The organism is Pseudomonas baetica, from assembly GCF_002813455.1.
GTDB classification, from domain to species: Bacteria; Pseudomonadota; Gammaproteobacteria; order Pseudomonadales; family Pseudomonadaceae; genus Aquipseudomonas; species Aquipseudomonas baetica.
The window spans coordinates 6,745,766-6,758,171 of sequence record NZ_PHHE01000001.1; the positions used below are offsets into that span (position 1 = coordinate 6,745,766).

10 protein-coding genes are annotated in these 12,406 nt (G+C 53.9%); 9 read left to right on the forward strand and 1 reads right to left on the reverse strand.

What is annotated here, in order from left to right:
* The first annotated feature begins 107 nt into the window (after window positions 1–107).
* The 9 genes from galU (at window position 108) to gorA (ending at window position 11,351) form a co-directional block, all read left to right on the forward strand.
* Window positions 108–947: a UTP--glucose-1-phosphate uridylyltransferase GalU gene (gene galU, locus ATI02_RS31315; protein WP_095187254.1), complete on the forward strand. Its 840-nt coding sequence runs from the start codon at window positions 108–110 to the stop codon at window positions 945–947.
* A gap of 433 nt (window positions 948–1,380) precedes the next feature.
* Window positions 1,381–2,814, forward strand: coding sequence for an NAD(P)/FAD-dependent oxidoreductase (locus ATI02_RS31320; RefSeq protein WP_095187253.1), 1,434 nt, complete (start codon window positions 1,381–1,383; stop codon window positions 2,812–2,814).
* Window positions 2,811–3,662 carry a HemK/PrmC family methyltransferase gene (locus ATI02_RS31325; protein WP_095187252.1) on the forward strand — a complete coding sequence of 284 codons (852 nt, stop codon included), beginning with the start codon at window positions 2,811–2,813 and terminating at the stop codon, window positions 3,660–3,662. Before ATI02_RS31320 ends, ATI02_RS31325 begins: the two co-directional genes overlap by 4 nt.
* A 21-nt stretch (window positions 3,663–3,683) precedes the next feature.
* Window positions 3,684–4,949 carry an aminotransferase class I/II-fold pyridoxal phosphate-dependent enzyme gene (locus tag ATI02_RS31330; protein WP_095187251.1) on the forward strand — a complete coding sequence of 422 codons (1,266 nt, stop codon included), beginning with the start codon at window positions 3,684–3,686 and terminating at the stop codon, window positions 4,947–4,949.
* A 48-nt stretch (window positions 4,950–4,997) separates the two neighbouring features.
* On the forward strand, window positions 4,998–5,333 hold the full coding sequence (locus ATI02_RS31335) for a chorismate mutase (RefSeq protein ID WP_095187250.1): 336 nt from the start codon (window positions 4,998–5,000) through the stop codon (window positions 5,331–5,333).
* Complete coding sequence (gene pabB / locus ATI02_RS31340; protein WP_100848336.1) at window positions 5,330–7,399, forward strand: aminodeoxychorismate synthase component I; 2,070 nt, start codon at window positions 5,330–5,332, stop codon at window positions 7,397–7,399. Before ATI02_RS31335 ends, pabB begins: the two co-directional genes overlap by 4 nt.
* On the forward strand, window positions 7,399–8,268 hold the full coding sequence (locus ATI02_RS31345; RefSeq protein ID WP_100848337.1) for a prephenate dehydrogenase dimerization domain-containing protein: 870 nt from the start codon (window positions 7,399–7,401) through the stop codon (window positions 8,266–8,268). Before pabB ends, ATI02_RS31345 begins: the two co-directional genes overlap by 1 nt.
* Window positions 8,269–8,359: 91 nt before the next feature.
* Entirely contained in the window at window positions 8,360–9,886 is a 1,527-nt protein-coding gene (locus ATI02_RS31350) for an MFS transporter (RefSeq protein ID WP_095187247.1), read from the forward strand.
* 106 nt (window positions 9,887–9,992) lie between these two features.
* On the forward strand, window positions 9,993–11,351 hold the full coding sequence (gene gorA, locus ATI02_RS31355) for a glutathione-disulfide reductase (RefSeq protein ID WP_100848338.1): 1,359 nt from the start codon (window positions 9,993–9,995) through the stop codon (window positions 11,349–11,351).
* On the opposite strand, the gene ATI02_RS31360 is transcribed toward gorA, so the two are convergent.
* The gene (locus ATI02_RS31360; RefSeq protein WP_095187245.1) at window positions 11,348–12,364 is read right to left on the reverse strand and encodes a DNA-binding protein; all 1,017 of its coding nucleotides are present in this window, start codon (window positions 12,362–12,364) and stop codon (window positions 11,348–11,350) included. The two genes, gorA and ATI02_RS31360, sit on opposite strands and share 4 nt — an antisense overlap.
* Window positions 12,365–12,406 lie beyond the last annotated feature (42 nt).

The window sequence follows — 12,406 nt, forward strand, 5'->3', positions numbered from 1 at the left end:
TATTTCTCTATGTTGGCATCGGTTAGCCAGTGCGGGGCATTGTAAGGTGCACGCCGCCTGATTAGACTGCGCCGAAACTCGTACACACAGCCCTTTCAAGGACTTATATGATCAAGAAATGCTTGTTCCCAGCAGCCGGTTACGGTACTCGCTTCCTGCCAGCGACTAAAGCCATGCCCAAAGAAATGCTGCCGGTGGTAAACAAGCCACTGATCCAGTACGGCGTTGAAGAAGCGCTTGATGCTGGCCTGACGGAAATTTCCATCGTCACCGGTCGTGGCAAGCGTGCTCTGGAAGACCACTTCGACATCAGCTACGAGCTGGAAAACCAGATCAAGGGCACCGACAAGGAGAAATACCTGGTTGGCATCCGCAAACTGCTGGATGAGTGCTCCTTCTCCTACACCCGTCAGACCGAAATGAAAGGTCTGGGCCACGCGATTCTGACCGGTCGCCCGCTGATCGGTGACGAACCGTTCGCCGTGGTGCTGGCGGACGACCTGTGCGTCAACCTGGAAGGCGATGGCGTACTGACCCAGATGGTCAAACTGTACAAGCAGTTCCGCTGCTCGATCATCGCCATTCAGGAAGTCGACCCTCAGGAAACCAGCAAGTACGGCGTCATCGCTGGCGAAATGATCCGCGACGACATCTACCGTGTTCACAGCATGGTCGAGAAGCCAAAGCCGGAAGATGCGCCGTCGAACCTGGCCATCATCGGTCGTTACATCCTGACCCCGGATATCTTCGACCTGATCGAACAGACCGAGCCAGGCAAGGGCGGCGAAATCCAGATCACCGACGCCCTGATGAAGCAAGCCCAGAACGGCTGCGTGATGGCCTACAAGTTCAAAGGCAAGCGTTTCGACTGCGGTGGCGCTGAAGGCTACATCGACGCGACCAACTTCTGCTTCGAAAACTTCTACAAGACTGGCAAGGCTTACTGATAGCGCTTGATTGGTTTGTAGGTATGTCACACGGCTCGGCTCGTGTGACGCAAAAAAACAAACGCCCCGACTTGTTCGGGGCGTTTGCGTTTGTGCAAGAAGGAAAATTAGTCTCCAGTCTTTTCCATATCTAAGTTCGGCCAGCGTTAGTGGTTTTTCCGAAAAAACGATATTTTGTAACTTAACATTTAAGTTTGGTGTGCGGTCGAAAAAATATTTATTTAAGTTATCGATGATTAACCGATTGGTTAGTCGTCGTATTTGTTAGGCTTTGCTGGCTTTTTTTAGATGAGTATGTGAAATTATTTCAAAGATACAATATGAAACAAATGTGCTGTTGAGCTGGTATGTAACGAAACTATAGAAATGTTTTGTTTTTAAAAGGTGGAAATTCAATTCTCTTAAGCCGTAAGTAATATTTTGAGGTCAAAACATGGAGTTCGACGTCATTGTTGTAGGGGCGGGTGCTGTGGGTGGTTCAATCGCGTATGAGTTGTCATCGCGAGGTTTAAAAGTCTGTCGGGTCGGCGAAACCGATCGTGCGAATGCAGCATCGAGGGCTGCCGGGGCAATGAACGGTTGCTTTGGTGAGGTTACCAGTGGGTTGCTTGCGAGTGATTTTGGCCGGCTGAAGCTGGATATGGATCGTCAAGCCCAGCAACTATGGCCAAGCTGGGCGGAACGTTTGGCCGTTTCTTCTGGTAATACGACATCCCTGTTCACTGCAATGGGGACTCACGTTTTGCTCAATACGGCGGGCATGGACGAAGTCGATAGCGTCAACTACGACACCATCGAGAGCACGTTGACTGAGTATGGCGAACCCTTCGAAGTCATCGATCCACGTAAAATGGAGTGGCTTAAGCCGAATCATCTCGTTCGTCCTCTACGAGGGTTGTACATTCCGAACGAACATTCAGTGAATTCCCACCTGTTACTGGAAAAACTGGATGCTGCATTTGTCGCTGAGGGGGGCACTCTGAAGAATGAGAATGCCGAGCGAGTGCTGGCAGAGGGCGGTGTAGTCACTGGCGTGGAGTTGGGCAGTGGGGAGGTACTTTGGGCACGAAAAGTCATCGTCGCTGCGGGCGTTCACTCTCTGGATCTGCTGAGTCACTTTGACGAGGTGGTTAAGAGGATTCCACCATTGTTCAGTGGGTATGGCGTGTCCATATTGGTGAAAATGCCGGAGGGGGGCGATCTGCCTAACTCCGTCATTCGTACCCCGAACCGTGCATTTGCCTGCGGCCTGCACTGCGTCCCCCGTGGTGATGGAATTCTTTACCTTGGGGCGACCAATATTATTTCCGAGCAGCCTAAGAAGCACGCACTGATTTCGGATGTGCAGTTCTTACTTGATTGCGCTGTCGATCAGTTGAGTCTGGATCTCCATGGAGCAGAAGTCATTTCCATTCAGGTCGGCAACAGGCCCATTCCGGCAGACGGATTCCCATTGATAGGTGAGTGCGGTATAGAGGGGCTTTGGCTCGCAACAGGCACTTATCGGGACGGGTTGCATCAGTCGCCGTTATTGGCAGGCTATATAGCTGACTGTTTGACTGGCATGAAAAGTAATAGTCTTGATCTTAGTCCGTTTACGCCAGTGCGCGCTCCGCTGGCCGGATTTGCCCGCGAAAATACTGTTAAAGAAACCGTGCAACAGATGTTTGCCACGGGCTATGAGTATCGCTGGGATATAAAGCCTTATTGGTTTCCACTGCTGGATGAGGGGTTGTCGCGCAACTATCAAAAGTTGATAGATGATTTGCACCCGTCGTTTACTCCGCCACCGGAGTTGGTAGCGTTTTCTTATCTATACGAGTCAATCCTGAATAAACTCTCCCAATATTACCGGGAGTGGACATGAGTCTTACTGAACGTGAATTCCTCGCTATTGACCAGGCACGAGAGCTGCTGCAAAAGTCCGGCGTCTGGAGTCTGGAAGAAGACCTGAGTTGTCTTGTGGATCGCTTTATCGAGCGCGCGGATAAAAGTTTGGCACTGGAGGAGTTCATGTTGGCGGTCAAAGAGCGCTGCAACCGGATTCCGCTCGGACATATTGTCGGCAAGGTGGACTTTGACGATTTGTCGCTTGTCGTCGGGAGTGGGGTGTTCATCCCGCGACCTCATAGCAGAGTCATTCACAAATGGATCGAGCGCAGTGCAGCGCTGGAGTCGGGCTCAAAGGTTCTGGATCTGTGTGCGGGCAGCGGAGCCATCGGTCTGGCGATTGCCCGGCGCAGACCTGATCTCGACGTCACTTGCGTAGAGTTTGATCCGATAGCCATCCAGTATCTCAAACGCAATATTGATCGCTTGTCGTTCAAGGGCGTACACGCAGACCACCTGCAGGCAGATATTCGCGACGGAAAGGCGTTTGCGCAATTCGATCAGCAGATCGACCTTATTGTCGCCAATCCTCCCTACGTTCCGCAGGCCCAGGAGTTGCTGCCCGAATGGGGTGAGCACCATCCTCATACGTCTGTTTATTCCGGGTCCGATGGTCTTGAGTTGATTCGGCAGATTATTGCTCTCGCCGACCGATTGCTCGTTCGCGATGGCTGGCTTGTGATGGAGCACGGCGAAGATCAGGCCGAAGCGTTGCGAGAACTGTTCAGGCGCGCTCATCTGGCAGAGATACAAACAGTGATTGACAAGGACGAGTCTGATGCGTCGGGCAGCTCGGTAATGACTATCGGCCGCAAGTCTAAGTGAATTTGGAAAGGAGCTTAAGCAATGGATGTGCAAGTCAAGCAAGACTGGATGAGCATTCGCCGTGGCAACACCACCGGTGCACTGACAACTGCCTATGAGGAAGGGCTGACGGGTTTTACAGTTACGAGTCGTATCGGCAAGCAGATCACCCTTCAGGAAGGAGGTGTGTACACAGAATTTGTGTCGTGCTCGTATTTGGGGCTCGAAACCCATCCTGCACTGATTGAGGCTGCACAACGGGCACTCAATAAATGCGGGCTGCACCTGTCCTCTTCTCGGAGTGCGATGCGTCCACATTATCTGCCTCATTTGGAGGATCTGCTTGGTCAGGTTTACAGAGGTAGCGCGGTTGCAGTGTTCACCTCTACCAGCAGTGTGCATCTAGGTGTTCTGCCTCTGTTGGGCAGTGGGTCATTGGCGGGCTATCCCGTCAGAAAGAGAGTGCATTGGCTAATGGACAGAACTGCCCATGCTTCGATGCAAGTTCTGAGGGGGATTCTTGAGCAATTCGGTTCTGTTTCCAGAGTTGAATCGACTGACCTGGAGTCGCTGACCGACACGCTGAAAGCGTGCTCGAACAGGGGCGAAACCCCAGTGCTCTTGATTGATGGCATTGGATCAATGAGTGGTCTGGTACCCATTGCCGAACTTTCCCGGCGATTAGAGTCTGCGCAGGGATATCTATATGTAGACGATGCGCACGGTATTTCTATTGTCGGCCGACATGGTGCGGGTTATGCGTTTTCTGCGGTAGATCATTCGTTGCCTGCAAATATTATTCTGGCCGGGTCACTTTCCAAGGCTTTCGGCGGTGCAGGTGGTTTTGTCGTGGTCTCGGAATCGCAGGATGTCGAGATCATCCGAACTTCAGCAAACCCATTGATATTTGGTCATTCCATTATGGTGCCGATGCTCGCGGCGAATGTTGCCTCGGCGCAAATTCATCTCACTGATGAAATTGAGGTGCTGCAACGACGCCTCTGGAACAACGTCAGCCTTTTAGATTCTGTCACCGATCACCAGTTGCTCAATGCGGGCATCCAATCGCCAGTCAGGGGGGCCTTCTTTGAAACTGAAGAGGCCGGATTACAGGCTGCACGGGCCCTGCGCGATCAGGGCATGCTGCTGTTCCCGGTCTTTTACCCGATCATCGCCAAAGGTAAGGCAATGCTGCGATTTGCAGTGTCGGCTGACCACAGTGAGCAAGAGATCAGATCGCTCGGGGTTGCGTTGCAAGAGTTGTCGCGAAACGGGACGTGGGCACCGAATCTCAGCGAACCAGCCTGAATATGACCGTCGTATACCTTGTAGAGATTGGCTAATGGAGGTGCATGTATGCAACAACATGGACAGTTAACACAGACAGGAACGTCAAACATTTTGCAACCATTGCGAGAAAGGCTCGATTCGATAAATTTGCAGGTGGTTGATCTGCTTTCGGAGCGCATGAAGTTGTGCATGGATATTGCCGAGCTTAAAGCCGCACATGGCATAGCGATGATGCAACCCGGGCGAATTTCCTATGTGCTCGATATGATCAAGGAACGATCATTGGCTTCGGGGCTCAGGCCGGAATACACCGAATCGATATTCAATCTGATCATTGCGGAGACGTGTGTGCGGGAAGACGTGCTGATAAATCAGCGTCTGAGCCAGAGCGTGTCCTCATGAAAATACTGTTGATTGATAACTTCGACTCCTTTACCCATAACATCGCCCAATATCTGTTCGAGGTAACGGGGGTATCTGCAGACATCGTAAAGAACTCTGTTTCCTACAGCGAGCTGGGCATCGAACGATATGACGCTGTGGTGCTGTCGCCGGGCCCCGGACATCCCGCCGAAGAGGAGGATTTCGGTGTCTGTGGTAGCGTCATTTTGCATTCTCCTGTACCGATACTTGGTATATGCCTAGGGCATCAGGGTATTGCACAATTCCTTGGCGGTTCTGTCGGGCATGCCCCAAGTCCCGTGCATGGCTATCGCAGCCCCATTACGCATACAGGTAAAGGGCTTTTTCGGGACTTGCCTGAGCAGTTTGATGTGGTCAGGTACCACTCGTTGATGTGCACAAGTTTGCCATTAGAGCTTCAATGCACAGCCTGGACGCCCGAAGGCGTGGTGATGGCAATCGAGCACATCACTCGGCCTATATGGGGCGTACAATTCCACCCGGAGTCCATAGATTCGGAATATGGGCATGCGTTACTGAGCAACTTCATACGCATGGCGCTTGAACACAATGTCAGCGTGAGAAGTCGGCTGGAGTCCGATACGGAATGCGCTTCGTCAAAAAGCGCCTATGTCGCGGTGGGGGGCGAGCTGAATATGCAGCTCGCGTACCGCGAGCTGCCCGAAAACCTGGATCCCCAGGCGGTATTTTCGTCCCTTTATGCAAATGACCGTTTCGCGTTCTGGCTGGACAGCGAAAAGTCGGAGAGACCGAATGCTCGTTACTCGATCATGGGCAGTGGGGAGGGGCAGGGCACTATAAGGCTTGATTACAATGTCACTGATGAATACCTGACACTCGATGGGCCAAAAGGCAAAAAAAGTATCAAAGGCGACTTTTTCACCTTGGTTGCACAAATTTTCGAAGCCGTTCAGATCGCCACTCCGCAGTACTTACCATTTGGTTTCAAGGGAGGTTTTGTCGGTTACCTAGGATATGAGTTGAAAGCACTGACCGGGGGAGGAAAGATCTATCGGTCGAGTCATCCGGATGCGGCATTCATGTTTGCGCCGCACTTTCTGGTCTTCGATCATCAGGACGGTAAAGCTTATCAGTGCATGATCACTGCCACGGGAGAGGCGGGCGTTTGGCCGGCGCTGCCTCGCATCGCCGAGCTTGTAGAAACGCCCGCCCTCTTTGGTGAAAAGTTCGTTCCAGGGGCTGTAGATCAACTGAAGCTTTCACTTGATGATGGACCGGATGATTACATTGCCAAGATCACTCAGTCGCTGCAGTACATTACCGATGGCGAGTCTTACGAGATTTGTCTGACTAATCGCGCAAAAATGGCATACGACGGTGTTCCATTGAGTGCTTACAAGCGAATGCGTCATGCCAGCCCCGTACCTTATGGGGCATATCTTTCATTTGCGCAGTTCTCGGTGCTCAGTGCATCGCCGGAGACTTTTCTTAGAATTGATGACAGCGGGATGATCGAGTCCCGGCCTATCAAAGGAACCAGACCGCGCAGTAAGCTGCCTGTTGAAGACCAGAGGCTGCGTGATGAACTGCAGGCTTCATCTAAGGACAGAGCCGAGAACCTGATGATCGTCGATCTGGTCCGCCATGACTTGAATCAGGTGTGTCGTCCAGGAAGCGTACATGTTCCCGAGATTTTTTCGGTCGAAAGCTTCTCGTCGGTACATCAACTGGTATCCACTGTTCGCGGGCACCTTAGATCTGAAGTGGCAACGCTGGAGGCAATTCGCGCCTGTTTTCCGGGCGGCTCTATGACCGGAGCACCTAAGAAGCGCACGATGGAAATCATTGACGTGTTGGAATCCTCGGCACGAGGTATCTATTCTGGCGTTTTGGGATGGTTATCTTTCAGTGGTGCTGCAGAGCTCAGCATTGTCATACGCACAGCGGTTGTCCAGGACGGCGAGGCGACCTTTGGTATTGGCGGCGCGATCGTTGCACACTCTGATCCGCAACAGGAACTTGAAGAGACATTGGTAAAGGCTAGCGTGCCTTACTACAGTTTTATCGCAGGGAGCGAAGCGTGATGAACGACACGGTAGTCGTGCTGGGTGGTGCGGGGCTGGTGGGGTCCCTCATCACCCGCATACTTATGCAATACGGATGCAATGTCCGCGTGGTAGATCGTAGGCCTCCAGAACAGTCCAGTGGTTTTCATGAGGTCGATGTCACCAGTCCGTTCAATAATACCGGATACATTTTTGAAGGGGCGACGGCGGTTGTTTTTGCTTTGCCTGAGAGTGTGGCGATTCGGTCAATACCTTGGGTGCTTGGGGCTGTTTCGAGCAATGTTGTATTTGTTCCGACCTGTTCTGTTCAGGATCCGTTTTACCGAGCTCTGAAGAATGAGTCTCCTCAACAGCCCTTTGTCGGGATTAACCCGATGTTTTCACCCAGGCTTTCCGTTCAGGGGCGTACCGTTGCTGTTTGCTTGGATAAGGAGGATTCGCCTTCAACCTTTATCGAGCAGTACCTGCTCGGCGCAGGAATGAAGATCAAGCGAATGACGCCTGTTGCCCACGACGAATTGATGGCGCTTTGTCAGGCGTTGCCTCACGCCGCCATTCTTGGCTTTGGCCTTGCGTTGTCCAAGTGCTCACTGGACCTTGAAAGCGCGCTGGAAGTGATGCCGCCACCTATGCGCACAATGATGGCGTTGTTGTCTCGCGTATTGGTGAATCCACCCGAAGTTTATTGGGATATTCAGCTGGAAAATGACCACGCCATCAAACAGCGCGAGGCGTTGGCAGAGGGAATGAGGCGCTTGATGGAGAGTGTTAGTAGCCAAGATTACGATGGATTTAGCAATGATCTGCAAGGTGTTTCAAATGCATTGGGTCGCCGTTTGAATTCGGGGGCAGTCGATTGTCAGCACGTGTTTTCACTGCTGAACTAATCCATATACGCCGGGGAAGTGCGTAGGAAAAAGTTTCACGGGGTCATCAAAAATGCTCCGTGAAATTATCTTTGTCTAAGGAGCTTTATCCATGGCATTAACAAATGAGTCTACCGGCAGTAATACATCAAAACGCTGGTTCGGCCTCGGCGTATTAATGTTGCCAGTCCTGCTGGTGACCGTTGACAACACAGTGCTGGGTTTCGCCTTACCCAAAATCGCAGAAGCGTTGCGTCCGACTGCCAGTCAGCAGTTGTGGATGATCGATGCCTACTCATTGGTTCTCGCCGGGCTACTGGTGTCCATGGGAAGTCTGGGAGATCGGGTCGGGCACCGCAAGTTGCTGCTTATCGGTTCGCTAGGATTTGCTGTGGTATCGGTGCTGACCGCCTATTCCGAGACGGCCTTGCAGTTGATTATCGGGCGTGCCTGCATGGGGATTTTCGGGGCGATGCTGATGCCTTCCACGTTGGCATTGATACGCTCGGTGTTTGAGGATCGAGAGGAGCGCAGGCTGGCTGTCGCGATCTGGGCCACGACATTGACCGTCGGTTCGGCTCTGGGGCCTTTGGTGGGCGGAGTGTTGTTGCAGTTCTTTGATTGGGGCGCGATTTTTCTGTTGGCGGTCCCCGTTCTGATTCCGCTGTTGGTGTTGGGTCCACTATTGCTTCCTGAGTCGGAGCGTGATGTATCTGGGCCGTTGGATCCGATCAGCATTCTTCAGTCGATGGCCGCCTTGGGTGGCATCGTTTACGGCATCAAGCATGCCGCCAGTGAGGGTTTTGACGGGGTCGTACTGGGGGCCTTTCTGGTCGGCGTATTGGCGGGCTGGATGTTTGTCCGGCGCCAGTTACGTCTTCCCGTGCCGCTGATGGATATGACTCTGTTCCGCAACGGGACTTTCAGCGGGTCTGTTCTGATAAATTTGATGAGTCTTGCGTTCCTCGTCGGTTTTGTTTTCTTCACCACTCAGTTTTTGCAGATTGTCCTGCAGATGTCGCCTTTGAGTGCGAGCCTGGCGTTGGTGCCGGGTCAAATTATGGCGATTGTGGTTGGAATGGCGGTCGTCCCGGTCGCTCAGCGTCTGCCTGTGCATGTGCTGATACCGATTCTGGTCGCCTTCGCCGCTGCGGCGTTTTTACTCGTGGCCAGCGTGGGCAGTAGTCTTGCGGTACTGGTTGCGGCGTTCGCGTTGCTGAATATCGGCGTGGGCGCGATCGCTACGGTTTCCAATGACGTGATTTTGTCGGCGGCGCCCCCAGCTAAGGCCGGTGCAGCTTCCGCTATCAGTGAAACAGCCTATGAGGTCGGAGTCGTTTTGGGGACGACCCTGCTTGGCGGCCTGGTTACGGCTCACTATCGGGCAGACTTGCAGCTTCCAGCGTTTTTGAGCGATGCCCAGACGATGCTGGCAAGTGAAACGCTGGCTGGCGCTCATCATGTGGCGACGGGGTTGGCGGGGGATCAAGCGCAACAGTTAATGCAACAGGCGGGAAGTGCATTTGAAGGCGCAATTGCATTGGTATCGTGGGTCGCTTTCGGTTTGGCATTCATAGCAGTTTTGATCGCCTGGCGTACGCTGCGGTTACCAAAGGCTCAGTCCGCAGAATGTCACTGATCAAAAGCTTGCTGCTCGAACCCTTGGCATTGGTCATCGGCATAACGGCAGAGGCTTGCTCAATGAGCATCTGCAGGTATGCTGATCGCCTGCCGAGGAGATAGAAATGGCCTACGATTTTGACCTTTATGTAATTGGTGCCGGTTCCGGCGGTGTGCGCGCTGCGCGGTTTGCGGCCGGTTTCGGCGCGAAAGTGGCGGTGGCTGAAAGCCGTTATCTGGGCGGAACCTGCGTCAATGTTGGCTGTGTGCCGAAAAAGCTGTTGGTCTACGGCGCGCACTTTGCCGAAGACTTCGAGCAGTCTGCAGGTTTTGGCTGGAGCCTGGGCGAAGCGAATTTCGATTGGGCCACGCTGATCGCCAACAAGGATCGCGAGATCAATCGTCTGAACGGCATTTATCGCAATCTGCTGATCAACAGTGGTGTGACCTTGCACGAAGCACACGCGAAGATCGTCGGCCCGCACGAGGTTGAGGTCAACGGTGAACGCTTCACCGCGAAAAATATTCTGATCGCTACCGGCGGCTGGCCGCAAATTCCGGAGATTCCGGGGCACGAGCATGCGATCAGCTCCAATCAGGCTTTCTTTCTCAAAGAATTGCCGAAACGTGTTCTGGTGGTCGGCGGCGGTTACATCGCGGTGGAGTTTGCCGGGATTTTCCACGGTCTTGGCGCTAACACCACGCTGCTGTATCGCGGTGATCTGTTCCTGCGCGGTTTCGACGGTTCGGTGCGCAAGCATTTGCAGGAAGAGCTGACCAAGCGTGGCATGGATCTGCAATTCAATGCCGACATCGCACGAATCGACAAACAGGCCGATGGCAGCTTGAAGGCCACCCTCAAGGATGGCTGCGAGCTGGAAGCGGATTGCATTTTCTACGCCACTGGACGCCGTCCGATGCTGGACAATCTGGGGCTGGAAAACACCGACGTGCAGCTAGATGACAAGGGCTTCATCAAGGTCGACGAGCAATACCAGACCAGTGAGCCTTCGATTCTGGCGCTGGGCGACGTGATCGGTCGCGTGCAACTGACGCCGGTGGCGTTGGCCGAAGGTATGGCCGTGGCGCGCCGTCTGTTCAAGCCCGAGCAATATCGTCCAGTGGACTACAAGATGATCCCGACGGCGGTGTTCAGTCTGCCGAACATTGGCACGGTAGGTTTGACAGAAGAAGAGGCGCGCAAAGCGGGTCACGATGTGGTGATTTTCGAAAGCCGCTTCCGGCCGATGAAGCTGACCCTGACCGAGTGCCAGGAGAAAACGCTGATGAAGCTGGTGGTCGACGGCAAGACCGACAAAGTGCTGGGTTGCCACATGGTCGGTCCAGATGCCGGCGAGATCGTGCAAGGCCTGGCGATTGCGTTGAAGGCTGGCGCGACCAAGCGCGACTTCGACGACACGATCGGGGTGCACCCGACGGCCGCCGAAGAGTTTGTCACCCTGCGTACGCCGGTAGGCGCTTAAGCGTCTTTCGGTCTGGCTGAGTCTGGCGCTGCCGCAACGGTAGCTGCCAGACGCAGGCTGTCTTCCAGGCTTGCCTGAGCCTTGGTCAAATCCTTTTCCAGTGACTGATTGAGTAGCGTCTGCTCCTCGACGCTCTGTTTGAGTGTCTGGCTTTCCAGTGTTGCTACGCGCAGACGCTCCTGGAGGAGAGTGCGCTCGCTGTCGACGCGGGTCGCTTGCTCCAGCAGTTGGTCCTGACGCTGATTGCTTTGCTTGAGTTGATCCTGCATCAGGCTCAGTTCGCGCTGGGTACCACGGTTTTCGGTGAGCAGGCGTTCGTTGTCGCGGTGCAACTGAGTGATCTCATCCTGTCGTACCAGTGCACTCTGTTGCGCCTGACGCAGTTCCGCCTGCAATTGCTGCACTTGCCCTTCGTGGCGACTCTGTTCCTGTTCGCGCTGTTCTTTCGTGGCGTTGCGGTAATGCTCCAGCGCATCACGGGCGTGCAGGTGTTTTTCTTCCAGCGAGCGGATCTGCTCGTCCTTGTCCTGCAAGCGCAATTCGAAATCGGCCAGCGCCTGATTCAGCCCGGCGTTGCGGGTTTGCTCAGTCTGCAGCATCGAGCGGGTGTTGCTTAGCACCTCGGATTCACGCTCCAGCGCAGCGCCTTGAATGTCGTGCTGGTGCTCCAGTAGTTCCAGTGCCTGACGCACCTGCTTGAGCTCTGATTCGAGCGCGTCGCGCTGTTCCTCAAACTGCTCGCGAGCCTGCTCGATGGGCTCTTGGGCCTGCTCCTTCAAGCGCTGGGCGAGGCGCGAAACCAGCGCTGTCAGCTCGTCATCGATGGGTTCGGCTGAAGCTTCGATCGGCTGAGCGCCGTCATCCAGCTCTTTCAGATAGCGATGGATCGTGGTTTTCGAGCCGGTATTGCCCATTTCAATGCGTACTGCATCGATGCTCGGGTGTTCGCCGCGGGCCAGGATCGCTGTGCGCGCGATCTGAACCAATGCTTTGGTAATGCCGCCACGGGCCATGTGAACTCCTACGGTTACGTACTGTGGTACATGCCACTAAAG

Bases quoted from the DNA above. Each gene is read 5' to 3' on its own strand.
- pabB (WP_100848336.1), top strand. From the start codon at position 5,330: ATGAAAATACTGTTGATTGATAACTTCGACTCCTTTACCCATAACATC.
- ATI02_RS31345 (WP_100848337.1), top strand. From the start codon at position 7,399: ATGAACGACACGGTAGTCGTGCTGGGTGGTGCGGGGCTGGTGGGGTCC.
- ATI02_RS31360 (WP_095187245.1), bottom strand. From the start codon at position 12,364: ATGGCCCGTGGCGGCATTACCAAAGCATTGGTTCAGATCGCGCGCACA.
- ATI02_RS31320 (WP_095187253.1), top strand. From the start codon at position 1,381: ATGGAGTTCGACGTCATTGTTGTAGGGGCGGGTGCTGTGGGTGGTTCA.
- ATI02_RS31325 (WP_095187252.1), top strand. From the start codon at position 2,811: ATGAGTCTTACTGAACGTGAATTCCTCGCTATTGACCAGGCACGAGAG.
- ATI02_RS31335 (WP_095187250.1), top strand. From the start codon at position 4,998: ATGCAACAACATGGACAGTTAACACAGACAGGAACGTCAAACATTTTG.
- gorA (WP_100848338.1), top strand. From the start codon at position 9,993: ATGGCCTACGATTTTGACCTTTATGTAATTGGTGCCGGTTCCGGCGGT.
- ATI02_RS31350 (WP_095187247.1), top strand. From the start codon at position 8,360: ATGGCATTAACAAATGAGTCTACCGGCAGTAATACATCAAAACGCTGG.
- ATI02_RS31330 (WP_095187251.1), top strand. From the start codon at position 3,684: ATGGATGTGCAAGTCAAGCAAGACTGGATGAGCATTCGCCGTGGCAAC.
- galU (WP_095187254.1), top strand. From the start codon at position 108: ATGATCAAGAAATGCTTGTTCCCAGCAGCCGGTTACGGTACTCGCTTC.